This is a genomic window from Streptomyces sp. NPDC014006 (assembly GCF_043088925.1).
In the GTDB taxonomy this organism is placed as follows: Bacteria; Actinomycetota; Actinomycetes; order Streptomycetales; family Streptomycetaceae; genus Streptomyces.
Window position 1 is genome coordinate 1 of sequence record NZ_JBICAJ010000004.1, and the last position, 25897, is coordinate 25897.

At 72.4% G+C, this 25897-nt stretch carries 24 protein-coding genes; 11 read left to right on the forward strand and 13 right to left on the reverse strand.

Features of this window, described 5'->3' with window-relative positions:
* Positions 1-164: 164 nt before the first annotated feature.
* Positions 165-1751, reverse strand: coding sequence for a methylmalonyl-CoA mutase (locus ACF1GV_RS15215; RefSeq protein WP_391680451.1), 1587 nt, complete (start codon positions 1749-1751; stop codon positions 165-167).
* A 102-nt stretch (positions 1752-1853) separates the two neighbouring features.
* On the opposite strand from ACF1GV_RS15215, the gene ACF1GV_RS15220 reads away from it, so the two are divergent.
* Positions 1854-2540, forward strand: coding sequence for a TetR/AcrR family transcriptional regulator (locus ACF1GV_RS15220; protein WP_391680453.1), 687 nt, complete (start codon positions 1854-1856; stop codon positions 2538-2540).
* Between the two features lie 580 nt (positions 2541-3120).
* On the opposite strand, the gene ACF1GV_RS15225 is transcribed toward ACF1GV_RS15220, so the two are convergent.
* The gene (locus tag ACF1GV_RS15225) at positions 3121-3969 is read right to left on the reverse strand and encodes an alpha/beta hydrolase family protein (protein ID WP_391680455.1); all 849 of its coding nucleotides are present in this window, start codon (positions 3967-3969) and stop codon (positions 3121-3123) included.
* A gap of 67 nt (positions 3970-4036) precedes the next feature.
* Between ACF1GV_RS15225 and ACF1GV_RS15230 the strand changes: the two genes are divergently transcribed.
* Positions 4037-4378 carry an ATP-binding protein gene (locus tag ACF1GV_RS15230; protein ID WP_391680457.1) on the forward strand — a complete coding sequence of 114 codons (342 nt, stop codon included), beginning with the start codon at positions 4037-4039 and terminating at the stop codon, positions 4376-4378.
* 83 nt (positions 4379-4461) lie between these two features.
* Here the strand turns inward: ACF1GV_RS15230 and ACF1GV_RS15235 are convergent, their stop codons facing one another.
* The 3 genes from ACF1GV_RS15235 to ACF1GV_RS15245 form a co-directional block, all read right to left on the reverse strand.
* A complete protein-coding gene (locus tag ACF1GV_RS15235; protein WP_391680458.1) occupies positions 4462-5160 on the reverse strand; it encodes a class I SAM-dependent methyltransferase in 699 nt (232 codons plus the stop codon).
* A gap of 814 nt (positions 5161-5974) precedes the next feature.
* A complete protein-coding gene (locus tag ACF1GV_RS15240; RefSeq protein WP_319753895.1) occupies positions 5975-6313 on the reverse strand; it encodes a transcriptional regulator in 339 nt (112 codons plus the stop codon).
* On the reverse strand, positions 6310-7056 hold the full coding sequence (locus ACF1GV_RS15245) for a hypothetical protein (RefSeq protein ID WP_391680459.1): 747 nt from the start codon (positions 7054-7056) through the stop codon (positions 6310-6312). Before ACF1GV_RS15245 ends, ACF1GV_RS15240 begins: the two co-directional genes overlap by 4 nt.
* A gap of 587 nt (positions 7057-7643) precedes the next feature.
* Between ACF1GV_RS15245 and ACF1GV_RS15250 the strand changes: the two genes are divergently transcribed.
* From ACF1GV_RS15250 to ACF1GV_RS15260, 3 genes are all read left to right on the forward strand, one after another.
* The gene (locus ACF1GV_RS15250; RefSeq protein WP_391680460.1) at positions 7644-8498 is read left to right on the forward strand and encodes a C45 family autoproteolytic acyltransferase/hydolase; all 855 of its coding nucleotides are present in this window, start codon (positions 7644-7646) and stop codon (positions 8496-8498) included.
* Positions 8499-8738: 240 nt separating this feature from the next.
* The gene (locus ACF1GV_RS15255) at positions 8739-9797 is read left to right on the forward strand and encodes a nitrous oxide reductase family maturation protein NosD (RefSeq protein WP_391680461.1); all 1059 of its coding nucleotides are present in this window, start codon (positions 8739-8741) and stop codon (positions 9795-9797) included.
* 49 nt (positions 9798-9846) lie between these two features.
* Entirely contained in the window at positions 9847-10875 is a 1029-nt protein-coding gene (locus ACF1GV_RS15260; RefSeq protein WP_391680462.1) for a methyltransferase, read from the forward strand.
* A gap of 73 nt (positions 10876-10948) precedes the next feature.
* On the opposite strand, the gene ACF1GV_RS15265 is transcribed toward ACF1GV_RS15260, so the two are convergent.
* Entirely contained in the window at positions 10949-12085 is a 1137-nt protein-coding gene (locus ACF1GV_RS15265; protein ID WP_391680463.1) for a SchA/CurD-like domain-containing protein, read from the reverse strand.
* Between the two features lie 188 nt (positions 12086-12273).
* Between ACF1GV_RS15265 and ACF1GV_RS15270 the strand changes: the two genes are divergently transcribed.
* Both ACF1GV_RS15270 and ACF1GV_RS15275 read left to right on the forward strand, forming a co-directional pair.
* A complete protein-coding gene (locus ACF1GV_RS15270; protein WP_391680464.1) occupies positions 12274-14658 on the forward strand; it encodes a molybdopterin oxidoreductase family protein in 2385 nt (794 codons plus the stop codon).
* The gene (locus ACF1GV_RS15275; protein WP_391680465.1) at positions 14655-15146 is read left to right on the forward strand and encodes a hypothetical protein; all 492 of its coding nucleotides are present in this window, start codon (positions 14655-14657) and stop codon (positions 15144-15146) included. The genes ACF1GV_RS15270 and ACF1GV_RS15275 overlap by 4 nt, the downstream gene beginning before the upstream one ends.
* Before the next feature lie 73 nt (positions 15147-15219).
* Here ACF1GV_RS15275 and ACF1GV_RS15280 read toward each other — a convergent pair whose 3' ends face one another.
* The 5 genes from ACF1GV_RS15280 to ACF1GV_RS15300 all read right to left on the reverse strand — a co-directional run bounded on the left by ACF1GV_RS15280 (position 15220) and on the right by ACF1GV_RS15300 (position 19146).
* A complete protein-coding gene (locus ACF1GV_RS15280; RefSeq protein ID WP_391680467.1) occupies positions 15220-15732 on the reverse strand; it encodes a hypothetical protein in 513 nt (170 codons plus the stop codon).
* Complete coding sequence (locus tag ACF1GV_RS15285; protein WP_391680468.1) at positions 15729-16535, reverse strand: SDR family NAD(P)-dependent oxidoreductase; 807 nt, start codon at positions 16533-16535, stop codon at positions 15729-15731. Before ACF1GV_RS15285 ends, ACF1GV_RS15280 begins: the two co-directional genes overlap by 4 nt.
* Positions 16528-17295, reverse strand: a complete 768-nt coding sequence (locus ACF1GV_RS15290; RefSeq protein WP_391680470.1) for a polysaccharide deacetylase family protein — start codon at positions 17293-17295, stop codon at positions 16528-16530. Before ACF1GV_RS15290 ends, ACF1GV_RS15285 begins: the two co-directional genes overlap by 8 nt.
* The gene (locus ACF1GV_RS15295) at positions 17292-18191 is read right to left on the reverse strand and encodes a DMT family transporter (RefSeq protein WP_391680472.1); all 900 of its coding nucleotides are present in this window, start codon (positions 18189-18191) and stop codon (positions 17292-17294) included. The genes ACF1GV_RS15290 and ACF1GV_RS15295 overlap by 4 nt, the downstream gene beginning before the upstream one ends.
* A 103-nt stretch (positions 18192-18294) precedes the next feature.
* Positions 18295-19146, reverse strand: coding sequence for an SDR family NAD(P)-dependent oxidoreductase (locus ACF1GV_RS15300; RefSeq protein WP_391680473.1), 852 nt, complete (start codon positions 19144-19146; stop codon positions 18295-18297).
* A 309-nt stretch (positions 19147-19455) separates the two neighbouring features.
* Here ACF1GV_RS15300 and ACF1GV_RS15305 point away from each other — a divergent pair, with 309 nt between their 5' ends.
* Both ACF1GV_RS15305 and ACF1GV_RS15310 read left to right on the forward strand, forming a co-directional pair.
* Positions 19456-20550, forward strand: coding sequence for a galactosyldiacylglycerol synthase (locus ACF1GV_RS15305; RefSeq protein WP_391681585.1), 1095 nt, complete (start codon positions 19456-19458; stop codon positions 20548-20550).
* 69 nt (positions 20551-20619) lie between these two features.
* Positions 20620-21894 carry a cytochrome P450 gene (locus ACF1GV_RS15310; RefSeq protein WP_391680474.1) on the forward strand — a complete coding sequence of 425 codons (1275 nt, stop codon included), beginning with the start codon at positions 20620-20622 and terminating at the stop codon, positions 21892-21894.
* Position 21895: 1 nt separating this feature from the next.
* On the opposite strand, the gene ACF1GV_RS15315 is transcribed toward ACF1GV_RS15310, so the two are convergent.
* Together ACF1GV_RS15315 and ACF1GV_RS15320 are read right to left on the reverse strand one after the other, a co-directional pair.
* Entirely contained in the window at positions 21896-22396 is a 501-nt protein-coding gene (locus tag ACF1GV_RS15315; RefSeq protein WP_391680475.1) for an AAA family ATPase, read from the reverse strand.
* A complete protein-coding gene (locus tag ACF1GV_RS15320; protein ID WP_391680476.1) occupies positions 22369-22854 on the reverse strand; it encodes a DUF1360 domain-containing protein in 486 nt (161 codons plus the stop codon). Before ACF1GV_RS15320 ends, ACF1GV_RS15315 begins: the two co-directional genes overlap by 28 nt.
* Before the next feature lie 213 nt (positions 22855-23067).
* Here ACF1GV_RS15320 and ACF1GV_RS15325 point away from each other — a divergent pair, with 213 nt between their 5' ends.
* Both ACF1GV_RS15325 and ACF1GV_RS15330 read left to right on the forward strand, forming a co-directional pair.
* Positions 23068-24303: a polysaccharide pyruvyl transferase family protein gene (locus ACF1GV_RS15325; RefSeq protein ID WP_391680477.1), complete on the forward strand. Its 1236-nt coding sequence runs from the start codon at positions 23068-23070 to the stop codon at positions 24301-24303.
* 60 nt (positions 24304-24363) lie between these two features.
* Entirely contained in the window at positions 24364-25818 is a 1455-nt protein-coding gene (locus tag ACF1GV_RS15330) for an FAD-dependent oxidoreductase (protein WP_391680479.1), read from the forward strand.
* Positions 25819-25897 lie beyond the last annotated feature (79 nt).

A 25897-nucleotide genomic window follows, 5' to 3' on the forward strand; every position in this document is an offset into this window, starting at 1 on the left:
CCCTTGGCGTGCTGCTTTTCGACGGCGCGTTCCGAGCCGGCGTGCGTCGCTTCCTCGATACGGCGCTGCAGATCCGCGAGCTTGCCCGCGGTCGTACGGATGTCGATGTCGTTCACTTCTCGCTCCACCAGGACTTTCTCTCGCTCCACCGGGACTTGGGCTGATCAGAACGTGTCGTGCGGGACGTGCACGCCCCACACGTCGCGCAGGGCGTGGGACACCTCGCCGACGGTGGCGCGCTGCCGCAGGGCCTCCCGCATCGGGGGCAGCACGTTGTCCGTGCCCCGCGCGGCGGCCCGCAGGTCGTCGAGGGCCCGCTCGACGGCGTCGTTGTCGCGCTCCGCTCGCAGCACCGCGAGGCGTTCGCACTGGTCGCTCTCGATCTGTGGGTCGACGCGGAGCGGTTCGTAGGGCTCCTCCTCGTCGAGGACGTACTTGTTGACCCCGACGACGGTGCGCTCCTGGTGATCGATCTCCAGCGCGATGCGGTACGCCGACTTCTCGATCTCGGACTTCTGGAAGCCCTGCTCGATCGCGGCGACCGCGCCGCCGCGGTCCTCCACGGCCTGGATCAGCTCCAGGGCGGCCGCCTCGATGTCGTCCGTCATCGACTCCACGACGTAGGACCCGGCGAAGGGGTCGACCGTCTTGGTCACGTCGGTCTCGTAGGCGATGACCTGCTGTGTGCGCAGGGCGAGGCGGGCGGCCTTCTGCGTGGGCAGGGCGATGGCCTCGTCGTAGGAGTTGGTGTGCAGGGACTGGGTGCCGCCGAGGACCGCACCGAGGCCCTGGAGGGCCACCCGGACCAGGTTCACCTCGGGCTGCTGGGCGGTGAGCTGCACACCGGCGGTCTGGGTGTGGAAGCGCAGCATCTGCGACTTGGGGTTCTTCGCGCCGAACTCGTCGCGCATGATCCGCGCCCAGATGCGGCGGGCGGCACGGAACTTCGCGATCTCCTCCAGCAGCGTGGTGCGGGCGACGAAGAAGAAGGACAGGCGCGGCGCGAAGTCGTCCACGTCCAGGCCGGCCGCGAGCGCGGCGCGCACGTACTCCTTGGCGTTGGCCAGGGTGAAGGCGATCTCCTGAACGGGCGTCGCCCCGGCCTCGGCCATGTGGTAGCCGGAGATGGAGATGGTGTTCCAGCGCGGCAGTTCCTTGTGGCAGTAGCCGAAGATGTCGCTGATCAGCCGCAGGGACTGCTTCGGCGGGAAGATGTAGGTGCCGCGGGCGATGTACTCCTTGAGCACGTCGTTCTGGATCGTCCCGGTCAACCGGTCGCCGGAAACGCCCTGTTCGGCCGCGACGAGCTGGTACAGCAGGAGCAGCGTGGAGGCGGGGGCGTTGATCGTCATGGACGTCGACACCTTGCCCAGCGGCAGACCCTGGAAGAGCGTGCGCATGTCGTCGATGGAGTCGATCGCCACGCCGACCTTGCCGACCTCGCCGCGGGCGATCGCCTCGTCGGAGTCGTAGCCCATCTGGGTCGGCAGGTCGAAGGCCACGCTCAGGCCGCCCGTGCCCGCGGCCACCAGTTCGTGGTAGCGCTCGTTGGACTCCTTCGCCGTGCCGAAACCGGCGTACTGCCGCATGGTCCACGGGCGGCCCGTGTACATCGTCGGATACACGCCCCGGGTGAACGGGAACCGGCCCGGCGCGCCTAGCCTGGCGTCCGCTTCGGCCTGCGACAGGGCCGGTCCGTCGTAGACGGGCCGGATCGGCAGACCTGACTCGCTCTGTGCAACGGAATCCACGCCGGATCCTCCTCTGGTACTCGATATACACTAAACGGTACTCAGTACCGTTGGCGGGGGCAAGAGCCGTCCGGCCATCGGGACGGGAGAGGATGTGGGGTCATGAGCAAGCCACCCGCGCGGATCCGACTCGCGGACGCCGCCTTCGCCCTCTTCGACGAGCGCGGATACGAGCAGACCACCGTCGACGACATCGCCGAGAGGGCCGGAGTGGGACGGACCACGTTCTTCCGGCACTACCGGTCGAAGGAAGCGGTGATCTTCCCCGACCACGACCGGCTGCTCGACCTGATCCGGGAGCGGCTGGCCACCTCCAGCCACCGCACGGCGCTCGTCGCGGTGTCGGACGCGGTGCGCCTGGTGCTGCTGCATTACCTGGAGGAAGGGGACCTCGCGCGCCGGCGGTACGCCCTGACCAGCAAGGTGTCCGCGCTGCGGGACCGGGAGATCGCCAGCGTGGCGCGCTATCAGCGGCTGTTCCGCGAGTTCATCGCGGAATGGATGGGCGACCCCACGACGGCGGCGTCCCTGCGGGCCGAACTGATGGCGGCGGCCGTCGTCGCGGCCCACAACCACGTGCTGCGCCGCTGGCTGCGCGGCGAGTCCGCCGACCCGGTCGCGGAGGTCGACGAGGCGATGGGTGAGGTGCTCGCCCTGTTCCCGGCGCCCGCGTCCGACGGGAGCGGCCCCGAGGGCGGTACGACCGTCGTCGCCTTCCGCAGCGGCCAGGACCTGGAGGCACTGCTGCCCGCACTGCGCCGGCTGGTGGAGGGCGGCTCGGCGAACTGACGAGGGGCGCATCCGGGAACACGCCGGAACAGCGCCCGCCGCATGCTTCGCGGCGAGGGCCGTCCGGCGCGATTCGGCTGGGCTACAGCCGCGCGCTCCGGTGAGTCGGGCGGCCGTCCAGCACCGTGCCATCCAGCCCCGGACGCTCCTCATCGACCGGCTGCTCGATGAGGCACACGAAACTGCCGACCCCGTGCACCTGATGCGCGTCTTCGGAATCTCCGACACGACCGCACTGAAGTACGTCAGAGCAGCCCACCCACACCGATTCGGGCCAGAGCCCACCCCAGCCTGATCGGCAGTCCCCGGCCCGACGACCTCCTTGCCCGCCTTTCACCACTCCAGTTCGACCACATCAACTTCCTCGGCCGCTACGCGTTCTTCCGCCCGCAGGAGGCCGGCCGCAGGCCGCTGCGCGAACCCTCGACCCACGAGGAGGACAACGGCCAGCGGTAGAAGCGCCGATCACGCGAGGGATGGGCTGCGCGCGCGGGTGGCCGCCCTTGCGAAGGCCACGGCCGGACGGGGACGGCGTTTTCCGGCGGCCCTGGCTGGACCGCGCACCGCGCGGTCCAACGCTTCACCGGATGAACTTCACCTCTGGGAAGGCCGGGCTCGGGCCGTCGAGGAGGCACCCTCTGCGGTGCCGCAGCTGCTGGTCGAAGAACGCGAGTGGGTAGGCCTGCTGGATCCGTACCGCCCGGGCCGGATCGAGGGTGCCGATCATGTCCTGGATCTGCTGGTCGGTCATGCCGAGGATCTTGCCCGCTTGCGGGATCAGCGTCGCGTCGTCGCCGTACGGCTTGTGGACGGCCCCCTCGGCCTGGACGTTCAGCCGCCAACCGCGCAGATGCATCCAGAACTCGGTGACGTCCGGCATGCCGGCCCGGGTGAAGTCGGCGGTCATCATCATGAACGGCCGGTCCAGATCGGCGGTGATGGTCGGCTGCATCGGGCCGTCGATGCCGAGTCCGGCGCGCACGCGCTGGTCGGCGAGCATGGTGAGCGCGGTGGCGGTGGCGCCCTTCGACCAGCCGAACGCGCCGATGCGCTGCGGATCGAGGGCACCGAGCAGGCCCTGGGGCAGGGTCTTTCCGTCGACGTCAGGGCTGCGCCCGGCGGCGAGCTGCTCCACGCACTCGAGCAGGAACCGGAGGTCCGCGGCGAAGTCCCTCGGGAACATCGGGGGGAAGTCGGCTGGGACGAGCACCCGGCCGTCGGGGAACTCGGTGAACGTGTCGTAGGTGTGGTCGACGGTGACCACGACGTAGCCGTGGCTGGCGAGTTCCTGGACCATGATGGTGTGGTCGCCGCGGTGGCTGCCCGCGCCATGCGAGTACACGATGACGGGGCGGCGAGAGCGCGGGCCAGGAGGCGGCCGGGGCGAGGGTGATCTCGCTGCACGCGCGCCGCCTGCCGCCCGATCCACGCACGACGCTGCCGGAGATGAGCAAGTACGACCGGCTGCTGAACCCGATCGCCACCCGCGAGACCAGGTGAACGAACTCGCCGAGGCCGACGCCAGTCGGCAGCTCTCCTCGGTGATCGCCCGCTACAGCAAGATCGACCTTCTGTGCCTGGACGAGTTCGGGTATCTGGCCCTGGACCGCAAAGGCGCCAAGCTGCTGTTCCAAATCTTCACCGAACGCGAGGAGTGCAAGGCCACCGCAGTTGCCACGAACTCCCCGTTCACCGAGTGGGACAAGACCTTCGGGGACGCCCGCCTCTGCGCGGCCATCGCCGACCGGATTACCTTCCGCTGCACCCTCATCCAGACCGGCACCGAGTCCTACCGCTTCCAGACCACCCAGGAATCCCTCTTCCCAGCAACGAAGTGACGACCCAGCAGCTCTGGTGCGCGCCTCCTCGTCGGCGAGCTCAGTGTCAACCGTGGGTCGCGGTGGCCGTCTTGGCCATTGAACTACGGCTGACCGGTGACTGGCAGAGCTCGTACCCAGGTGCGGTCGTCAGTCAGGTATGCATCGACGGCAAGCCCTGCCTCGCTCAAAGCAAGCTCGAAGGCATTGGTGGTCAGGGGGCGTGACAGGAACGTCTGGGTCCACCGCGCGTCCGAGAAGACGTATTCGACGTGGACGGACCGCACGCCTGGACCCACCGGATCGGAGGACACCACCCGGACGAGACCGCCAGCGATCTTCCTCTCTTTTGGCAGGTTCTCGTGCCGATCCTCGCTCTCTCGCTGGATCAGCACGCAGCCGTCGTCAGTGACATGCTGTCGGCAGGTCCGCAGCAGTCCCTGGCGCACTTGCGGGTCACCGGCGTGAACAAGGAACGACCCCAGCAACACCACATCAAAGCGTGCGTCGAGCTCCAGCTCCTCGATCGGACTGCAGACCGTCCGGGCGCCGTGGACCCGCTCAAGCATCTGGGGAGATTCATCGACGGCAGTTACGGTGAAGCCCCGTTCCACCAGCGGATGCGTCATGCGGCCCACGCCAGATCCCAGCTCGAGGATATGGACCTTGGCGGGAACTGCCCGTTGGATAATGTCGGGCTCGTCGCCCACGGGGAGCCGCCCATACAGCTCGACTGCACACCCGTCCGGCGTGATTGCGCCCGGCCCGGTTCCTTGGTAACCCTCGCGCATCAGTCCGCTCATACCCCCATCGGAACATAGCCGGGGCTGCGATGAAAGACCGCATCGTCCTGCCCCCTGCTGCACCCCGCCAGTCCGGCTGTCCCGGCCCCTCCTCGAACAACTCCACGGCATCTGCCCCCGAGGCATACCAGGTGCGAGCCCCTCGCCGCATCTTGTCAGGGAGGCAGCCCAGGGCCCGCACCAACAAGCTATCGACACTCCCGCGCTGGCATCCCCCGAGACACTCCGCCCCGACCGGCAGGTCACCCGATCAGTGGCTCCTGAACCCGTCGAAACGGTGCCCATTCCCACCGAAAATCACGGGGCGCTGTCGAGTACGTCCCCGCCACGGACAGGCCAACCCTGGTACCCATCGTCACCGAAAAGGTGGTCTCCGTATGACCCGACTAAATCATCCAGGGAGCCCGCGGCAGGTTCTCCGTCTTGCAAGCGGGGTACCAGACGCCGGCCATCAGCTCGCGGTGGTGCCCGCGACCGGCCGCGGGGTCCGGACGTGAGGTGTCGATGAGGTGGAGTGGCACCGTGCCCACCGGGTACGGTCCGGTGGGCGCAGGCAGGGTGAGTCGTGCCGGGCCGGAGGCGGTAGGAGCCGCCCACGCGCGGGATGCGGCGCCGAGCGGCACGGTAGCCCCAAGGCCGGTGATGAGCGCTGCCGCGAGTACGCGACGGCGCGTCATGTGCGTTCGGGTGGTGACCGATGTCGTGGTCACAGGTCTTCTCCGGTCTTTTGGATGGTGTTGGGCATGCTGCACACGTGCGCCGCGACCAGCGCGAGCCGGTCGCGGCGCACGGAGGAGTTCCCGGGCGATACCGGCTAGGGCTGTGGGTCTGAGCTGCCCTGTTCGATCTGGTGGATGAGCCGCTTGAGTTGGCTGACTTCGTCCTGGAGGGCCTGGGCGCCGGCGGGGGTGAGGGAGAGCCAGGTGCGGGCGCGTTTGCCCTCGTAGCCCTTCTCGATGTCGATCAGCCCGGCCTTCTCCAGGGTGGCCAGGTGCTGGCTGAGGTTTCCGGCGGTGAGCCCGAGCGTGGTCCGCAGGAAGCCGAACTCGACACGGCGGGCCTGGTGGGCGACGGTGAGAATGCCGAGGCGGACGCGCTGATGGACAACGTCGTCCAAGCCGTTGACGGGGTGCTGGTCGGTCTGCTCGCTCATGAGCGGGCGCGCTTAGCGGGCAGCTCGGCCAGGCCGAAGCCGAGGGCGCCGAGCAGGAGGAGGATGCCTTGGACGCCGTAGTGGGGCAGGGATGACCAGGGCGAGGTGTAGGGGATCCCGGCCCAGCCGTTGGTGAGCGGCACCAGATCGATGGCCAGGTACACGGCGGTGAGGAGCAGCAGGGCGCGGCTGCGTTCCACCCAGCACAGCACCAGCAGCGGCAGCCCGATGGTTGTGGCGTTCCCGATGAGGCGGTGGAGGAGCACCGCCGCCCTTGAGGCGGGGTCGAGGTGCAGGCCCCAGAGGTCGAGCGGCTGGCCGGGCTTCGGCATCCCGTGGCGGATGGCCCAGAGCGTGGTGGCGGTCACCAGGCCGCCGAGGACGATCCCGGTGAGGATGTAGGGCCGGACCGGGGTGCCTACGCCGCGGTTGCGGGAGCGGCGGATGTAGAAGAACGCCGTCGCGGCGTAGGCGAGGGCTAGCCCGACGGGCCAGTAGGCCGGCGAGCCCTGCGTGACCGCAGTGCATCCGGTGCCTGCCGTGGGGTCGTCGGCGGGGCAGGGAACGGACTCGATCCTGAAAGTGAGACGACTCGCCACGATTGCGCCCAGCGTGAGCACGCCGAACAGCAGGAGGGGGAACCAGGCGCCGCGCTGGGCGGCACGGACCCGCCGGGTCAGGTCAACGAGGCCGGCGAGGACTTCATGAGGCGTGCCTTGCGAGGGCACCGATGCGTCTGTCACGCAGTCAGCTTTGCATTACAAACTAGTTGTTGCAAGAGACGTCCGTGCAGTCGCTTCATTGCCAAGAGCAGCATGAGGCCGGTCGGCCACCGCATACCCGAGGGAACATCAGCTTCGACAAACCGTCGTTATCTTGAGCTGCGACATGCTGTGCCTCGCTGACCTGGGGTGATCCGGCGAGGACAGTGTCCATGAGGTAGCTCACGACACTGCTCAGCGGCCTGTCAGCAGGGCCCGATCACTGCCGAACCTGGCTCTGGAGCCTGGCGGCGCGGAGGTCGCCGAGCGCGTGGGCGAGTTGTTCTCGGAGCTGGCAGTTCTCCTCGGGGAGGCGGCGGTTGCGTTCGTTGGCGGCCTCCAGGCGGCGGATGAGCGAAGCGTCGGAGGCTCGCTGCCGGGTGGGAACCGGGTCGACGGAGGCTCGGTCGTTCGGTCCGCAGGCGTTCGATCTCGGCTCGCAGGTCGGGCTGGGTGTAGAGCCAAGATCTTGAGACGCCGGCCGCGCGGGTCACGATGTCGAAGGTCATGGCCGTGCCTGCGGCGTCAATCTCGCGTAGGGCCTTGATCGCCTTGGGTCGGGTGTACTCGTGGCGGTTTGCCACCTGACCCACACCCGACTGGACGAACGCTCTCCCAAGGTTGGTGCCGAACCCGTCGGCTGCTCCACCAGCGCGCGCCAAGTCTCCCTCCGGTTTTCTGCGATTCCAGCTCGAGAATCCGCGAACCGTCGGCTTGTCAGTGCTGGGACTGGCACGAGGAACTGGCCGACGCCTGGCACCTCCAGACCGTCACCGGCGGCGCGCACAGCTTCGCCGGCATCACCGCACGGCATCCTCGCCAAGATCGGAGTCAACGACGCCGGGGTCGGCGTGCTCTTCAACATCCTCGGACACCAGGACGACGGGGTGGGCGCGGTGCCCGTCCACCTGGTCGCCCGGCGGGTTCTGGGGGAGGCGGGCTCCTTCGAACACGCCCTCGCCCTGCTCGCGGACGCCCCCGTCTCCGCCTCCACCGTGCTCACCGTGGTCACCGCCGACCGGACGGCGTCCGTCGAGCTGAGCCCGGCCGGCAGCGCGGTCGTCCACCCCGACGCGGAGGGATGGCTGGTGCGCACCAACCACTTCCTCGCGCCCGGCCTCGCCGCCGGCGAACTGCGCGGCCGACGGGAGCCGGAGACGTACGACCGCCACCGCGTCCTCAGTCGGCGTGTGCTCGGCCGTGCGGCCCCCGCCGGTCCCGGCGAGCTGCTCACCGCGCACGGCGACGAGGACGGCGCTCAGGTCTGCTGCCACGCCCCGGACGGCGGGGAGCCGGGCAGCCGCTGGCCGACGCTCGCCACGGTCGCGCTCGACGTCGCCGGGCGGCGGCTGGCGCTGCACAAGGGCGGACCGTGCAGTGCGGGACCCGCCACCTGGACGTCGGTCACCGCGACGACACGCTGACTGGCAAGCCGCCCCCCCGGCCGGCGCGGGGCGGGGCCGGGCCCGGCGGCGCGCGGAGCGTCATGGGCGGACGGCGGCGCGACAAGCACCGTCGGACGAGCGAGGGGCGCGGGAAACACCGTCGGGCGAGCGAGGGCGCGAGAAGCGCGGTCGGGCGAACGGGCGAACGGGGGCGCGTGACACGCCACCGGACGGACGAACGACCGGCCTCGCGCCCACGTCGGTCATACCGTGCCACATATGATGAAACGCCACTTCTCCTACCTGGCCTGCACCGCTGTGCTCGCCGGCGCCGGAATCGGCGCGGCCCCGCCCGCGCCTCAGCCGCACACGCACGTGGTGCATCCCGGGCAGTCCATCCAGAAGGCCGTCGACGCAGCCCGCGCCGGGGACACCGTCCTCATCGCCCCCGGCACCTACCACGAGAGCGTCACGGTGCGCACGGCCGACCTGACCCTGCGTGGCATGGGCCGCGACACGGTGATCAAGCCGGCCACCACCAGGGCGACGACCGGCTGTGCCGCCAACGGCAACGGCATCTGCGTCATCGGCAACAAGCACCACAACCTCAAGGGCGTCACCGTCGCCTCCCTCACCGTGACCGGGTTCCCCAAGTCCGGTGTGTTCGCCATGGCCACCGACGGACTGACGGTGCGCCGGGTGAGCGCGGTGAAGAACGGCGTCTGGGGCATCGCCCAGGAACGCTCCGTGCGCGGCGTGTTCGTCCACAACACCGCCCGGGGCAACGGCGACGCCGGCCTGTTCCTCGCCAACACCATCACCACCGAGGCGGGCGCGACGAACACCCAGGGCACGGTCGTCGAGTACAACCGGCTGCAGGACAACCGGATCGGTGTCACCGTGCGCCGGCTGCGCAACCTGGCCGTCGCGCACAACGGCATCAGCGGCAACTGCGCGGGCGTCTTCGTCGTCGGCGACGAGAACAAGCCCAAGGCCGGCGACCTGACGGTGGCCGACAACCGCATCGCGGAGAACAACAAGTCCTGCCCCAAGACCGAGCGGCTGCCCGCCCTGCAGGGCTCCGGCATCGTGCTGACCGGCGCCGAGAAGGTCCTGGTGACCGGCAACGAGGTCACGGGCAACGCGGGCGCCTCGCCGCTGTCCGGCGGCATCGTGCTCTTCAAGAGCATGGTGGGCGCCACCAGCGAGCGGAACACGATCAGGGACAACAAGCTGTCGGGCAACGCCCCGGCCGACCTGGTCAACAACGACACCGCCAAGAACAACACCTTCACGGGCAACACATGCGCGGCCTCCCGGCCCGCGGGCCTGTGCTGATCCCAGGACGCGACGCCCGGTGAAATCCGGACAGGAAGGAAGGCGGCGCATGACGACCGCACAGACCGCCCCACCGCCGCCCATGCGGCTCAGGGAGCTCGTGTTCGGGGCGGCGTGCGCCGCCGCCCTCCGCGCGGCCGCCCGGCTGGGCGTCGCCGACGCGCTGGGGGAGAACCCGACGGCCGTGGAGGACCTCGCGGCCGCGGTGAAGACCGAGCCCAAGCCGCTGCGGCGCCTGCTGCGGGCCCTGACCTGCTACGGCGTCTTCGCCGAGCAGGCCGACGGCACCTTCGCGCACACCGAGATGTCCCGGCTGCTGCGCGAGGACGATCCGCACAGCCTGCGGGCCATCACCCTGTGGTGCACCGAACCGTGGACCTGGGACGCCTGGCCGCTGCTCGACGAGGCCGTGCGCACCGGCCGCAACGTCGTCGAGGAGCTGTACGGCAAGGAGTTCTTCACCTATCTCCACGAGGACGCCCCGGAGTCGGCGGCCGTCTTCAACCAGGCCATGACGACCTCCAGCCGCCAGTCGGCGCAGGACGTCACACGACTTCTCGACCTGTCGGGGAGCAAGTCGGTGGCCGACATCGGCGGCGGCCAGGGACACGTGGTCGCCGGCTTCCTGGAGAAGTACCCGGCGATGCGGGGCACCCTGCTCGACCTGCCGGGCGTGGTGGAGAACGCCGACCCGCGGCTGCGCAAGGGCGGCGCCCTCGCCGACCGGGTGGACATCGTCGCCGGCGACTGCCGGGTCGCCATCCCGGTGCAGGCGGACGTCTACATCATCAAGAACATCCTGGAGTGGGACGACGAGAGCACTGCGCGGTGCCTGCGCAACGTCGTCGAGGCCGGCGGTCCCGGCGCCCGGGTCGTGGCGATCGAGAACCTCGTCGACGACACCCCGTCGATGCGGTTCAGCACCGCCATGGACCTGCTCCTGCTGCTGAACGTCGGCGGCGCCAAGCACACCACCGACAGCATGGTGCGCCGGCTGACGGCCGCAGGGCTCGTCATCGACGACATCAGCCCCGTCAACCCGTATCTGCACGCCTTCGACTGCACCGTGGCCGGCTGACCGGCGGGCCACACGGCACACGACGGAGGCGGGACCGCTCGGGTCCCGCCTCCGTCGTGTGCGTCGGCCCGCGTCACTCCTGCGGCGAGCGGCGGTCCGTGATCGGCTCCATCCGGGCCAGCGCCACCACGTGACGCAGGTCCACGCCGTCGGCCACGGCGCCCTCGCTGTCCAGCAGCGTCGTCAGATCAGCGACCTGCCGCGCGTCGGTGAGACCGAGGACCCGGGCGGGGTCGGCCTCCAGACCGCCGCGCACGTCGAGCAGCCGTACCACGATCTCGTCGCGCTGGAAGATCGTGGAGCGCAGGACCGGGCTCTTCGGGTCCTCCGCCGCCGCCTCGTCCCGCTGCGCGAGCAGCTGCGCCAGCCGCATGCCCTCGCCCGGCCGGGCCGGGTAGTACAGCGCGTGCCGCTCGCCCTCCGCCTCCCGCAGCCCCTGGTCCGTCGTGACGTGGTGGACGGCCGGCAGCCCGGCGCGTGTGAAGAACACCCGCGCCGAGTCGGGGTCGTCGAGATCCCGGTCCTGCTCCAGATGCGGGTTGATGGCCTCCTCCACCGCCCGCACCTGCGGCTGGCGCGCCACGTGACGCAGCGCCGCGAGCAGGTCGCCGCGCACCTCGATGGCCCGCACGACCCGGTTGCCGTGCATGAACAGGGACGTGCGGCACAGCCGGGTGGTGTCGTCGACGCGCGGCTCCGGCGAGGCGTAGTCGGCGAGGATCTTGGCGACGACCTCCTCGGTGCCCGGCTTGACCGTGAAGGTCAGCGCGTGCCGGATGATGCCGTCACCGATCCGCGGCGAGGCCTGAAGCTGAGCCGTGGGAGCCACGACGGCCGGCTCGGACCCGGTCTCGCGGACGACGTGGAAGCGCAGCGAGCGGGTGTCCCGGACGCAGCCGTGCAGCGGCCGCACCATCCGCACGTGCTCCTCGCTGTTGACCCAGGCGAGGAACGGCGGGGCGCTCTCCCACTCGCTCGTGATGAGCCACTGGGAGGGGTTCTCGATCGACTGGCACAGCTGCTCGCTGATGTGCCCCGGCACGGACGCGACATGGCTGCACAGCTGTTCGTAGGCCTCCAGGAACTGCTGCTGGGCGCCGTCGTTGACGTCCACCAGCAGGACGACCCGCAGTCTGGAGCCGTCGAACACGGACTGGGAGACCCGCTGCGACACCTGCCGTGCCGGCGGTCGTTCTGAGGTCGTGGTCATCCTGCGCACGTCTCCTTCGCGGGACAGCGGAAAACGGGAATCTGCGTCCGATCCTGTGCCGCTCCCGGCACCGCCGCGACTCGTGCGGACCACGCGGGTGAGTGCCTGGCGCGGCGCCGCCCCAGGAGGTGAAGAGAAAGGCCCGGAGGGTACTCGTCGCGCGTCCCACCCGCTCGCGGAGGTGTACCGTGTCCCGACCCGCAGACCGTGTCCAGGACCCCTGGGGGGCCCGGACCCCCTTTGCGCCCGGCAGCCCCTGGCCGCAGCGCACCGACCAGCACCTGGCCGACGGGATCACCGAGGACCAGGTGGAACGCTGGGTTCCCGCTGCCTCGGTGCTGCACTCCAACGGTGACGCCATGGACATCGCCGTGGCGCGGGGCCGGATCGTCGGGGTGCGGGGCCGGCCCGGCGACCGGGTCAACCGCGGCCGCCTGGGTCCCAAGGACCTGTACGGCTGGCAGGCCAACAACTCCCCGGACCGGCTCACCCGCCCCCTGGTGCGCCAGGGCGGGCGGCTCGTCGAGACGGACTGGGACACCGCGATGGAGCGCGTCGTGGCCCGCAGCAAGGAGCTGCTGGCCGACAAGGGGCCCGGCTCGATCGGCTTCTACACCACCGGCCAGCTCTTCCTCGAGGAGTACTACACCCTCGCTGTGCTGGCCCGGGCCGGCATCGGCACCAACCACCTCGACGGCAACACCCGGCTGTGCACCGCCACCGCCGGGGAGGCGCTGAAGGAGACCTTCGGCTGCGACGGGCAGCCCGGCTCCTACGAGGACATCGACCACTGCGACACGCTCGCGCTGTTCGGGCACAACATGGCCGAGACGCAGACCGTGCTGTGGGCGCGTGTCCTGGACCGCCTGGAGGGTTCGGCGCCGCCCCGCCTGGTGTGCGTCGACCCACGCCATACGGCGGTGGCGCGCAGGGCCGAGATCCACCTCGCCCCGCGCCCCGGCACCAACGTGGCGCTGCTCAACGCCCTGCTGCACGAGATCATCCGCACCGGCCGCATCGACCGGGACTATCTCGAGCGCCACACCGTCGGCTTCGAGGAACTGGCCGCCATGGTCGAGCCGTGCACCCCGCGCTGGGCCGCCGGCATCTGCGACGTACCGGCCGCCGCCATCCAGGGTGCGGCGGAGATCCTCGGCGGCGCCGAGCGCCTCACCTCCACCGTCCTGCAGGGCGTCTACCAGTCCCACCAGGCCACCGCCGCCGCCGTCCAGGTCAACAACCTCCACCTGATCCGCGGCATGCTCGGCCGCACCGGCTGCGGACTGCTCCAGATGAACGGCCAGCCCAGCGCCGAGAACACCCGCGAGTGCGGCGCCAATGGCGACCTGCCGGGCTTCCGCAACTGGCAGAACGACGAGCACGTCGCCGAGCTGGCCCGGCTGTGGAACGTCACCCCCGAGACGATCCCGCACTACGGGCCGCCCACCCATGCGATGCAGATGTACCGCTACGCCGAGCAGGGCTCGATCCGCATGCTGTGGATCTCCGGCACCAACCCCGCCGTCTCCCTTCCCGAACTTGCTCGCATCCGCTCGATCCTGGCCCAGGAGCGGCTGTTCGTGGTCGTGCAGGACCTGTTCCTCACCGAGACCGCCCAGCTCGCCGACGTGGTCCTGCCCGCGGCGACCTGGGGCGAGAAGACCGGCACCCTCACCAACGCCGACCGCACCGTGCACCTGTCGGAGAAGGCCGTCGAACCGCCCGGCGAGGCCCGTCCGGACCTGGACATCTTCCTGGAGTACGCACGGCGGATGGACTTCCGTGACAAGGACGGCGGCCCGCTGATCACCTGGCACGACCCCGAGTCGGCCTTCGCGGCCTGGCAGCGGTGCAGCGCCGGACGGCTGTGCGACTACACCGGCCTGAGCTACGACCGGCTGCGCGCCGGAGGCATCCAGTGGCCGTGCACCCCCGACCACCCCGAGGGCACCGCGCGCCTCTACACCGACGGCTTCCCCTTCGCGCACCCCGAGGCCTGCGAGAGCTTCGGCAAGGACCTGGTCACCGGCGCCACCATGGAGCCGGTCGAGTACCGCTCCCTCAACCCGGACGGCAAGGCGCTGATCAAGGCCGCCGAGTACGTCCCACCGCACGAGGGCACCTCGCCGGAGCACCCGCTGCTGCTGATCACCGGGCGCACCGTCCACCACTTCCACACCCGCACCAAGACCGGCCGCGCCCCCGAACTCAACGCCGCCGCCCCCGACGTATGGGCCGAGATGAGTCCCGAGGAGGCCTCCCGGCAGGGCCTGGCCGACGGTGACCTCGTCCAGGTCACCACCCCGCGCGGCGCGATCCGCGCCCGGCTGCGCACCACCGCCATGCGCGACGGCACCGTCTTCGTGCCGTTCCACTACGGCTACTGGGACACCCCGCAGGGCCACCGCCCGCCGGACGACGGACCCGGCCGCGCCGCCAACGAGACGACGATCACCGACTGGGACCCCGTTTCCAAGCAACCGCTGTTCAAGACGGCCGCCGCCCGCGTCACCCTGGTCGCCCGCCGCGACACCGCGGAGCGCGCCCGCACCGAGGCAGGGAGCAGGACATGACCGGCATCAGCGTGACACTGCGCGCCCTGCACGACGGGGAGCGCGATCTGGAGGAAGCCCTGCTGGCCGCCGCCGAACGGCACCGTACGGAACACGAGTTCCGCCATGTGGCCATCGACTGCGCCCGCTGGTCGCGCGAGCACAGCACCCGTCTGGCCGCCCTCGGCCACCACTACGGCCTCGACCTGCCCGGCCCGCACGACCATCCGACGCCCGGCGCCCTGGCCACGCTCAGGGAGAAGGCCGCCGAGGCGCTCGGCCGGCGCCCCGAGACCGGGCTGCTGCTCCTGAACGACCTGCGCGATCTGCACCTGGCCGCCGGCCGCAACTCCGTCCACTGGGAGATGCTCGGGCAGGCCGCACAGGCAGCCCGGGACGAGCGCCTGCTCGAATTCGTCTCGTCCTGCCATCCCCAGACACTGCGTCAGATGCGCTGGACCAACACGATGATCAAGGTGCTGTCACCGCAACTGCTGCTGAGCACCTGACCGCGGGCCGGTCAAGAGCGCCGGCGCCCGCCGTGCGGGCGCCGGCGCTCAGGCCGACCGCACGGCTTCGGCTTCAGCCCGTGTGGGTGAAGGTCTCTCCGGTCTGCCGGGCGCGCAGGTCCTCGAGGATGCGCTGCTGGCGCGCGGCCCGCTCCAGGAGTACGTCGAGGCGGGCGGCGTCCAGGCGCGGCTCGACGTCCGTGAGGCGGCGCAGCGACTGCCAGCCGGACGCCTTGCCCTCCACCGCCAGCCGCAGCACCTCCAGCTCCAGCAGCGTGCTCAGCGGGGAGCGGCGCACCAGGCGGCCGTTGGTCTTGAGCCGGCCCGCCTTCTCGCTGAGCCAGCCCGCGTACGCCTTGTACCGGCGCACCGGAACGTCCACCGCCCGCATGATCTCCACCAGGCTCCGGCGGTCCTGGTCGATCTCGGCGGCGACCGGACGCAGGGCCGCACCGAGCTCGGTGCCCTGCTGCGCCCGCGTCAGGTACCGCACGCGTTCCACCCCGGCCGTGGCGCCCGCGAGGTGGTCGTTGAGATAGGTACCGAGCAAGCCCCTGTCCACGGCACCGGACGGTCGGTCGTTCATTGTTCCTCCTCATCAGGGCCGTCCCCGTGCCCCGGCTCGGCCATCCTGCGGTGCACCGCGGCCTTGGCCGCGTCGGGCAGGACCTTGTCGGCCACGCCCTGTGCCTTCGTCTTCAGGGACCCGGTGACGACCTTCTTGCGGCCCTTCATCACCGCCTCGAACGCCTGCTCGGCGACCTGTGCGGGATCGTCCTTGTCCGCGCTGCCCACCCGGGTGTCCGTCATGCCGGCGCGGCGGAAGAAGTCGGTCTCCGTCGGTCCGGGCAGGAACGAGGTGACGGTGACGCCGCTGTCCTTCAGCTCCTCCTGCAGGGCCTGGGCGAAGGACTGGACGAACGACTTCGAGGCGTTGTACACCGGCTGGAAGGAGCCGGGCATCATCGCCGCGATCGACGACGTGAACAGCATCCGGCCCACCCCGCGCGCCACCATCTGCCGCAGCAGCGGCTTGGCCAGCCGGACCGTCGACGTCACGTTCAGGTCGATCACCGCCTGGTCGTCGGCCAGGTCCGTGTCCACGAACGCGCCGCCCTGCCCCACCCCCGCGTTCAGCGCGGCCACGTCCACCTCCAGACCCGTCGTGGCCGCGACCAGCCGGTCGACGCCCGCCGGGTCCCGCAGATCCGCGCGCACGGCCCGCACCGAGGCGCCCGTCTCCCGCAGCCGCTGCGCCGCGTGGTCGAGGCGGTCGTCCTCGGCGTTCACCAGCAGATCGAAGCCGGCCTGCGCGAACTGCCGGGCGAGTTCGAATCCGATGCCGCTGGAGGCCCCGGTGACCAGGGCGAGCGGCCGTGTGTCAGTCATGCCGACCAAGTAACCGTGCCCCGCCCCACCAACCGTCCACCACCCCGTGTTCGTGCAGCGGCCCCACCGTCAGGCCCGCCTGCCGGCAGCGGGTGACGATGTCCGGGAGCGCGGCGAGCGCGGCCCGCCAGCAGCCGGGGGCCGAGGTGACGTCGGAGTCGTGCAGCAGGATCGTCCCCCCGCCGCGCAGCTGCGCCGCCACCGTCGCCCGCACGGAAGCGGGGGTCGCGTCGGCCGTCCAGTCCAGTCCCCAGGCGCTCCACAGCACCGGCCGCAGCCCGGCGGCGCGGGCGGCCGCCCAGCGTCCGGAGGTGAGGATCCCGTACGGCGGCCGGTACCAGCGCGGACGGCAGCCCGTCAGGTCCCGCACCGCCGCGACGGCGGCCCGCACGTCCCGGGCGTCACGCACCGGGGCCGGCAGCCACGGTCGGGCGTGGGCCCAGCCGTGCACGGCGACCTCGTGGCCCCGGCGGACGGTCTCGCGCAGCACACCGGGGTGCGCGGCCGCCCGCGCGCCCAGCACGAAGAACGTCGCCCGCACCTCCAGCTCGTCCAGCGCGTCCAGGAAGCGGGGAGTGGACACCGGGTCGGGGCCGTCGTCGAAGGTGAGGGCGATGTGCCCCGCACGGCCCACCCCGGCCAGCCCCGGCAGCCAGCGCCGCCGCGGCCCGGGCAGCCAGGTTCCGGCGGGCCCGATGTGCGCGAGCGCCAGCCCGACGGCACCGAGGAGGGCTGTACGGCTGAGGGCGGCGGGGTTCATGGGCGCTTCGCCTCCTCGCTCGGTTGCCGGGGGGTGTCCCAGGCGCCGGAGACCGACGGCGCCCGTGCCAGGCCCACGCTGCCCAGACCGATCAGCGTCACGCCGATCAGTTCCGGCACGATCCGCACGCCGAGCGCGATGTGCTCCTGGAACAGGGCCCAGCCCAGTGCCACGCTGGCCAGCGCGTCGCCCAGGGTCAGCGCGGGCTGCGACGCCGCCAGCGTGCCCGCCCGCAGCGCCCCCTGCAACAGCAGGAACGCCGTGACCCCGGCGACGACCGTCGCGTACGGCGGCCACTGCTGCAGGACGGCGCCCACCCCCTGCGACAGCCGGCCCATGACCTCCTTCAGCAGGGCGGCCGTACACGCGAAGGACACCGCCGACGCGAGGCCCAGCAGGGCCGCGCGCGGCGCGCCCGCCACCGTCCGGGCCGGCAGCGCCAGTGCGGCCACCACGCCGACGGCCACCGCCCCGGCCAGCAGCCAGCGCCCCGGCGAGGCGGTGGTGCGTGCCCCGGACGGCGCGGCCGTGCCAAGGAACAGCGCCAGCCCGGCCGCGAGCGCCGAGAACGCCAGCCAGGTGCGCCGGTCGGGCCGGTGCCCGAAGACCACGCTGCCCACCGCCAGCGTGAACAGCAGTTCCGCGGTCAGCAGCGGCTGCACCAGTGACAGGCTGCCCCCGGCCAGCGCCGCCGCCTGCAGCACCGTGGACGCGAGCAGCAGCAGCGAGCCGGCCAGCCAGTACGGCCGGCGCAGCAGGTGGGCGAACAGGCGCAGCGCACCGCGGGCTCCGACGCCGTGCGCGCGCTCCTCGGCCGCGGCGCGCCGCTGGAACACGGACGCGGAGGCGTTGGACAGCGCCGCGAGCAGCGCGAGGACGACGGTGAGCGCGCTCACCCGGCGGTCTCCCGGAGGTTCGTGCGCAGGCTTGTGCGGTGACTCGTCCCGCGCTTCATCCCGCGGTTCACTGTGCGGTTCATCGCGCGGCTCACTCCGCGGTTCATCCGAACCGGGCGGCGAGCCGCCGGTACAGGCCCGGTGCCATGCCGTGCACCCGTACGGGCAGCCGCAGCCAGCCGGGGACGTACACCTCGTCCAGGTCCCGGCGGACGGCCCGCCACACGGCGTCCGCCACCCGTTCCGGCGGAACCGGCTTGGGCCGCGCACGCCGGTAGGGCTCTCCGCGGCGTTCGAAGAACGGGGTGTCCACGACCCCGGGGATTACATGGCTGACCCGCACTCCGCTGCCGTTCAGTTCGTAGCGCAGCGCGTCGGCGAAGACGCCGAGCGCGGCCTTCGCGGCCGAGTAGACCGCCTCGCCGCGCACCCCGACGGCGCCTGCCAGGGAGCCGACGAGCACCACCCGTCCGGACCCCGCCCGGACCATGTGCGGCACCATCTGCCGCACCAGGCCGATGGTCGCGGTGAGGTCCACCTCGATCACGTCCTGGATGGCGCGCGGCGGCATGGTGCGGAAGTCACCGGCCCAGCCGATGCCCGCGCCCGCCACCAGCAGGTCCACCCGGCCGGTGCGGTCCAGCACGAAGTCCGCCAGCCGGCGGTCGGTGCCGGGCGCGGTCAGATCCGCCGGGAAGACGGCACCGGACGCCTGCCCGGCGACGCGCTCCAGACGCAGCATGTCGCGGCCGTTGAGCACCAGATACCAGCCGCCGGCGGCGGCCAGCCGGCGGGCGACGGCCGCACCGATGCCCGAGGACGCGCCGGTCACCACGGCCACGCCCCGGTGCGCGGGCCGACCGTCGGCGCCGAGGAGCCCGGGATCGGCGACCCGGCCCGGCACGCCCGCGGGCGTCTGGTGGGCGGATCGGGCGCTGAGCGGGGCACGGGGCATGTCAGGTGACCTCGAAGTGCGACGGAGAACGCCGGAGAGGAGTATCCCTTCTCCAGCTTGCCAAAACGCCAACGAATCGGGGCGGAACGGATGACAGCGGCCCGGGGAGGGCCCCGGATCCTGCCCGTTCGGGCGGCCCCCGCGGCCCCGGCCGCGGGGGCTTGGCTGTGCGGGTGAGCAGGCGCAAGGGCGGCCGCGCGCGTGGCACCGTTTGGGTGGTGGCGGCGCGGGGGACAGCCGGAAGACGTGAACGACACCTCCACCGCCGGTACCGGCGGAGCCCGGCGCATCCTGGTCGTCAGCGCGAGCATGGGCGCAGGCCACGACACCGTGGCCGCCGAACTCGTGCGCCGGGCGCGGGAACGCGGCCACCGGGCCGACGTCGTGGACGTCCTCGGCCTGCTGCCGCACCCGTTGGGCGGGGTGGTGCGCCGGACCTACCGGTCCTCCGTCCTGCACGCCCCCTGGGCCTACGAAGGCGTCTACCGCGCGCTGCTGCGCCGCGGCGACGGGCCGCGCCCGAGCGGGGTGCCGCTGGCCCGGCTCGCGGCAGGACGGCTCCTGGAGCGGGTGGAGCGCGCCGACGTGGTCGTGCCCGTGTTCCACCTCGCTGCGCAGCTCACCGGCCATCTGCGGGAGCGCGGTCTGCTGCAGGTGCCGAGCACCGTGTGCCTCGTCGACTTCGCGGTCCACCGCCAGTGGCTGCACGCCGGCAACGACCGCTACTTCTGCCTCACCGAGCAGGCCGCCCGCGAGGTCCGCGAGGACATCGGCACCCCGGCCGAGGCGACCGGCCCCGTCGTGTCCCCGGCCTTCTTCGCACCAGGGAACGACTCACCCCCGGCCGCCGCCCGGGACGGCGCGCCCGGCGCGGCCCGCTGGCGCGAGCGCTTCGCCCGGCACGCCCATGGTGACCGGCCCGTCGTGCTGTCGGCGGGTGCCTGGGGTGCTGCCTCCCGGCTGCCGGGCACCGCCCGGCTGCTGGCGCGAGCGGGCTTTCTGCCGGTCGTCCTGTGCGGCCGCAACGACCGGCTGCGCGCCCGCTGCGCCCAGCTGCCGGGCGTTGTGACCCCGGGCTGGGTCGAGGACATGCCGGGGCTGCTGCACACGGCCCGTGCCCTCGTCGACAACGCGGCGGGCCAGACCGCCGTGCAGGCCCTCGCCGCGGGGCTGCCCGTCGTCGCCCACCGGCCCGTGCCCGGCCACGGCGCGGAAGGTGTGGCGCGCATGGCGGCGCTCGGCCTGTCCGAGGCGGCCGCTGACGAAGCCGCCCTGTTGGCTTCACTCGAACGGCTCACCGCCGACGGCCCCGAGCGCGCGGAGCGGATCGCGCGCGGACGCGCGCTGTTCCGGCACGACGTACTGGTCCGCGTGGCCGAGAGCGCCCGCACCGTACCGGCGTGAGCCGCCGCGAGACACCGGTGTGATCACAGGGACAGTGTTCCGGCCCGGCCACCGGGGCACCCGGCCCGCATGAACGTCACCGACCGCATCCTGCCCGACCGCTCCCTCGTGGCCCTCGCCCAGGGCTACACCTGGCTGCCCGGCCTGCTGCGGAACGCCCCCGGCGGCGCGGCGGCCACCCAGGTCCTGGGCCGCCCCGCGCTCGCCGTACGCGGACCGGAAGCGGTGCGGTTCTTCTACGACGAGGACCACGTGCGCCGCTCCGGCGCGCTTCCCGGCCCCGTTCTGAGCACCCTGTTCGGGCACGGCGCCGTACACACCCTCGACGGTGACGCCCACCGCGCCCGTAAACGGCTCTTCCTGCCCCTGCTGCACGCCGACCGGATCACCGCACTCGTCGAGCACGTGATCCCCGCCTGGGACGACGCCGTACGGGACTGGGGCGCGGCCGAACAGGTGGTGCTGTTCGACGCGGTGGCCGAGGTGCTCACCCGCGGCGTGTGCCGCTGGGCGGGCGTGCCGGTCGACGAGGAAGACGGCGCGCCCGGGCGGCTCGCGCACGACCTGGTGGCGATGGTCGACGGCTTCGCCACCGCGGGCCCCCGGCACTGGCGGGCCCGCCGCGCCCGCAGCCGGCAGGAGCAACGGTTCACCCGGCTGGTCGAGGACGTGCGCGCCGGGCGCACCGACGCTCCCGCGGGCTCGGTGCTGGCGGCCGTCTGCCACCACCGCGAGGCCACCGGCGAGGAGTTGGACGCGCACACGGCCGCCGTCGAACTGCTGAACGTCGTCCGCCCCACGGTCGCCGTCGCCTGGTTCGTGGCCTACGCCGCGCACGCCCTGCACCGGTGGCCGCAGCACCGGGAGCGGCTGCGCGGCGGCGAGCTCTCCTACGCGGCCGCCTTGGTGCACGAGGTGCGCCGCTTCTACCCCTTCGCGCCCTACCTCGTCGGCGTGGCCGTCCGTGACCTGACCTGGCAGGGGGTGGCGGTGCCGGCCGGCGGGCTGGTCCTGCTCGACGTCTTCGGCCAGAACCACGACGCCGGGCTGTGGGGCGATCCGTACACCTTCCGCCCCGAGCGGTTCCGCCGGCACGTCGTCGACCGCGACGAACTGATCCCGCAGGGCGGGGGCGACCCCGCAACCGGTCACCGCTGCCCCGGCGAGGGCCTGACCATCGGCCTGCTCGAAGCGCTGGCCCAGCGGCTGGCCGCCCTCGACTACGCGGTGCCGCCGCAGGACCTCAGGATCTCCCTGCGCCGCCTCCCGGCGAGGGTCGCCGACGGCTTCGTGATGCGCGACGTCCGCGTCCCGGCGGCGCCTCGCACGGTGCACGCCGCCTGACTCACGCCCGGCTGCCGTCGGCCGTCCCCGCCACGAAGCCGCCGCGCCCGTCGAACCGCACGTCGTACACGGCGTCGAAGCCGTGGACGGCCCCCGGCCGGCACAGCCGCCGCAGCGTGGTGTGGATGCCGACGTCGGGCACCCGCGCGCGGCCCGTGCGCACCTCGTTGCGGCGCAGCGAGCTCGCGAGGTCCGGCGGGAACCAGTACGCGACGGCACGTGCCCCCTGCGAGCGCGCCGCGGCCACGAGGGGACGCCACTCCTGTGGCGAGGGGTTGGTGTTGTCCACCGCCACCGACCGCCCGGTGGTCAGCGCCTCCTCGACCAGCCGCATCTGCCGGGCCTGCTTGTGCCGGGCCGAGCGCGGGAAGCGGTCCTTGCTCACCAGCACATGGTCGCTCAGGCAGCGTCGGCAGAACGACGTCTTGCCGGACGCCTGGAGCCCCACCAGCACCGCCAGCTCGGCCACCGCCCTCAGCCCTCGGCGTTCTGCTGCGCCCACGTCCACGCGTACTGCAGCAAGTCCGCCGCCGTGACCGCGGTCAGCCCCGCGCACACCAACCGGGTCCCGCGTGGCGCGACGGCATAGGAGCACACCAGCGCGCCCGCCACCCACGCCGAGGTGCAGAACGGGCACGACACCAGGTCGCCCACGGCCCGCTGCGCCCCACCGCCGCGCGGCTCGTCCATCACCTCGCTGCCCTCACCCTGGCGGGTGCGCCGGGTGAACGGCGCCCGCAGAAAACTGGTGATCTTGTCCCGGGTGAGCAGACGGGACGCCTTGAACACCGCCGTACCCATCAGGGCGACGTCCCACGGCGGCACCTGCTCGGGCGGCCGCACACCCCGGCGGTGCGCGACCGCCGCGAAGAGCGCGGCCCCTGCGGTGAAGGTCGTCGCGAGCGCGGCGTACCCCCCGAGAGGAACCTCGCCCTCGTCGTCGTAGCGGGGTACCGTCATGAAGATCCTCCCTGGTCGGCCGGTCGGGCCGGGCCCGAGTGCCCCGTCGCGCGGGCGGCCACACGCGCCCGCACACTGAACACATCGCCCACGGCTCGCGGGTACCCGTGTGCGGGGTGCGTTTTCCCCGGGCGGTGCAGGCAACCCGGTGCCGACGGCACCACCAGTGCGCCCGGCGGCCTGTGCTCGCCGTCGCGTTCCGAGGAGGTCCGGATGACCATCACCGAGCCCTCGCCGCCCGGCCGGGGCGGCCCACGCATCGGCGTGCTCGGCTCCTACGGGGGCTTCAACACCGGCGACGAAGCCATCCTCACCTGCGTCCTGAGCTGTCTGCGCGCCCAGCGGCCGCAGGCGAGGCTCGTCGTGTTCAGCCGCGACGCCGAGCACACCCGCGCCCACCAGGGGGAGGCCGACGAGGTCGTCGGCTGGGAGGGCGTCCCGCAAAAGCCGGTGCTCGACGTGCTGGGCCGCCTCGATCTGCTTGTGCTGGGCGGCGGCGGCATCCTGTACGACGGTGAGGCCCGCCGGTATCTGCGGCTGGTCGGCGCGGCGCAGGCCAGGGGCGTGCCCACGTTCGCCTACGCGGTCGGCGCCGGGCCGCTGAGCGAGGCCGAGGACCGGGCGGCGGTGCGCGCGGTGCTGCCGGCCATGGCGGAGGTGGTCGTGCGCGACGAGGAGTCCCGGCTCGTCCTGGAGGAGGTCGGCATCGACCGCGACCTCACCGTCACCGCCGATCCGGCCCTGCTGCTGCCCCCCGAGCCGTTCACCGAGCAGATGATGCGGCAGGAGGGCGTCCCGGACGGGGTACGGCTGGTGGGCATGTCGGTGCGCGAGCCGGGCCGGGCGGCGGAGAAGCTGGACGAGGGCGACTACCACGCGCTGCTCGCCGACGTCGCCGACTTCCTGGTCCGCCGGCTCGACGCGCACGTGGTGTTCGTGCCGATGGAACGCCAGGACGTCCGGCACGCCCACGGCGTGCTGTCCCGGATGACCGCGCCCGACCGCGGGCGCATCCTGCACAACACCTACAGCCCCGGCCAGGTCCTCGGCTTCATGAGCCATCTCGACCTGGTGGTCGGGATGCGCCTGCACTTCCTGATCTTCGCCGCGCTGGCCGGTCTGCCCGTGCTGCCGCTGCCGTACTCCGGCAAGGTCTTCGACTTCGCCCGCCGACTGGGCGCGCCCGCGCTGGTCGGTGTGGCCCGTGAGCAGGCCGGGCTGCTGCTGGCCGAGGTGGACCGGCTGTGGGACGAGTTCCCGCAGCGGCGCCCGGACTTCGACGAGCGGGTCCGCCGGCTGCGGGAACGCTCGCGCGACACGTGTGTGCGCTGCGGCGTGCTCCTCGACACGCTGCAGCCCCTCCGGACCGACCCGGCCGGTCTCACCGGCGACGACCCCCTGGCCGCGGGCGATCCCCCGCCGCGGGCCCAGACGGCCTTCCCGGTCTGACCTGCCACCGGGCCGCCGCCCCTGCCGAGCACCCCCGGAACCAGCCGACGGGAAGAGGACATGCCCCTCCTGGAACCGCCCCGAGAACCCCGTACCGTCACCCTGCCCGCGCGCCCGGCACGGCACGGGGGCCGCACGGACGTCCTGGTCGTCGGTGGTGGACCGGCCGGTACCGCCGCCGCCCATTCCGCCGCGCAGGCCGGTGCCGACGTCGTCCTGGTGGAGCGCTACGGCTTCCTCGGCGGCAACGCCACCGCCGCCCTGGTGATGCCGCTGATGTCCTTCCACAACGAGCAGAAGCAGGCCGTCTTCGACGAGGCCGGACAGGGCGGCCGGCTGCTGCCCTCCGACCACGGCGAGGGCGAGGCGGTCGTGGCCGGGTTCCTGTGGCGGCTGCTGGACCGGCTCACCGCGCGTGGCGGCTGCGTCCCGCCCTCACTGGACACCGGCTACACGGTGCCGTTCGACCCGGAGACGTTCAAACTGGTCCTCCTCGACCTGCTCGACGAGGCCGGCGTACGGCTGCTCCTGCACTCCTTCGCCTCCGCCGCGCTGCCCCTGGACGACGGCTGGCGGGTGGTGTTCGAGACCAAGTCCGGACCGGTGGTGATCGACGCGGACGTGGTCGTCGACGGCACCGGGGACGGCGATGTGGCGGCCGCGGCGGGGGCGCCGTTCGAGGTGGGGCGGCCGGAGGACGGGCGGGTGCAGCCGATGACGCTGATGTTCCGCGTCGCCGACTTCGACCCCGACGGCTTCGCCGGGTACGTGCACGCGCACCCCGACCAGTGGCGCGGGGTGCACGGGCTGTGGGACCTGGTGGAGGAGGCCACCCAGGCCGGTGAACTACGGCTCGCCCGCGAGGACATGCTCTTCTTCGGCACCCCGCACCCCCATGAGCTGAGCGTCAACAGCACCCGGGTCACCAGGGCCCTCGGCATCGACGTGTGGGACCTCACCCGGGCCGAGTGCGTCGCCCGCCGTCAGCTGGAGCAGATCGACCGCTTCCTGCGCACGCGCGTGCCCGGCTTCGAAACCGCGTACGCCGTGCAGAGCGGCACCCAGATCGGGGTCCGCGAGACCCGCCGGATCCTCGGCGACTACCACCTCACCGGCCATGACATCCTCGGCGCCCGCTCCTTCCCGGACGTCGTCGCGCACGGCGCCTACCCGGTGGACATCCACAACCCGCGCGGCACCGGCACCATCCTCAAACGCGTGCCGCGCGGCCGCTTCTACGACATCCCGCTGCGCTGCCTGCTGCCCCAGGGCACCGAACGCCTCCTGGTCGCCGGGCGCTGCATCTCCGGCTCCCACGTGGCGCACTCCTCCTACCGCGTGATGCCGATCGCCATGGCGACGGGCCAGGCCGCGGGCGCCTGCGCCGCCCTCGCCGTACGCCTCGGCCGCCCCCCACGCCGGGTCCCGGCCGGGCTGGTCCAGCAGGAACTCATCCGCCAGGGCGCCCGCCTGCAACGCGCGGACGACGGACGGGCCCAGGCGGCCGGAGGCTAGCGGCCGTTTCGGGCACGGTTGCGGTCGGGCCGCTGGACGGGCCGGGCTCGTCGGGCGAGCGAACGCGCCGGGCCCAGCA

What these genes read in the sequence shown, in the direction of transcription:
- ACF1GV_RS15260 (WP_391680462.1), top strand. Translation starts at nt 9,847, where the DNA reads ATGACGACCGCACAGACCGCCCCACCGCCGCCCATGCGGCTCAGGGAG.
- ACF1GV_RS15305 (WP_391681585.1), top strand. Translation starts at nt 19,456, where the DNA reads ATGGGCGCAGGCCACGACACCGTGGCCGCCGAACTCGTGCGCCGGGCG.
- ACF1GV_RS15265 (WP_391680463.1), bottom strand. Translation starts at nt 12,085, where the DNA reads ATGACCACGACCTCAGAACGACCGCCGGCACGGCAGGTGTCGCAGCGG.
- ACF1GV_RS15285 (WP_391680468.1), bottom strand. Translation starts at nt 16,535, where the DNA reads ATGACTGACACACGGCCGCTCGCCCTGGTCACCGGGGCCTCCAGCGGC.
- ACF1GV_RS15220 (WP_391680453.1), top strand. Translation starts at nt 1,854, where the DNA reads ATGAGCAAGCCACCCGCGCGGATCCGACTCGCGGACGCCGCCTTCGCC.
- ACF1GV_RS15300 (WP_391680473.1), bottom strand. Translation starts at nt 19,146, where the DNA reads ATGCCCCGTGCCCCGCTCAGCGCCCGATCCGCCCACCAGACGCCCGCG.
- ACF1GV_RS15240 (WP_319753895.1), bottom strand. Translation starts at nt 6,313, where the DNA reads ATGAGCGAGCAGACCGACCAGCACCCCGTCAACGGCTTGGACGACGTT.
- ACF1GV_RS15275 (WP_391680465.1), top strand. Translation starts at nt 14,655, where the DNA reads ATGACCGGCATCAGCGTGACACTGCGCGCCCTGCACGACGGGGAGCGC.
- ACF1GV_RS15290 (WP_391680470.1), bottom strand. Translation starts at nt 17,295, where the DNA reads ATGAACCCCGCCGCCCTCAGCCGTACAGCCCTCCTCGGTGCCGTCGGG.
- ACF1GV_RS15325 (WP_391680477.1), top strand. Translation starts at nt 23,068, where the DNA reads ATGACCATCACCGAGCCCTCGCCGCCCGGCCGGGGCGGCCCACGCATC.
- ACF1GV_RS15280 (WP_391680467.1), bottom strand. Translation starts at nt 15,732, where the DNA reads ATGAACGACCGACCGTCCGGTGCCGTGGACAGGGGCTTGCTCGGTACC.
- ACF1GV_RS15330 (WP_391680479.1), top strand. Translation starts at nt 24,364, where the DNA reads ATGCCCCTCCTGGAACCGCCCCGAGAACCCCGTACCGTCACCCTGCCC.
- ACF1GV_RS15310 (WP_391680474.1), top strand. Translation starts at nt 20,620, where the DNA reads ATGAACGTCACCGACCGCATCCTGCCCGACCGCTCCCTCGTGGCCCTC.
- ACF1GV_RS15255 (WP_391680461.1), top strand. Translation starts at nt 8,739, where the DNA reads ATGATGAAACGCCACTTCTCCTACCTGGCCTGCACCGCTGTGCTCGCC.
- ACF1GV_RS15235 (WP_391680458.1), bottom strand. Translation starts at nt 5,160, where the DNA reads ATGAGCGGACTGATGCGCGAGGGTTACCAAGGAACCGGGCCGGGCGCA.
- ACF1GV_RS15320 (WP_391680476.1), bottom strand. Translation starts at nt 22,854, where the DNA reads ATGACGGTACCCCGCTACGACGACGAGGGCGAGGTTCCTCTCGGGGGG.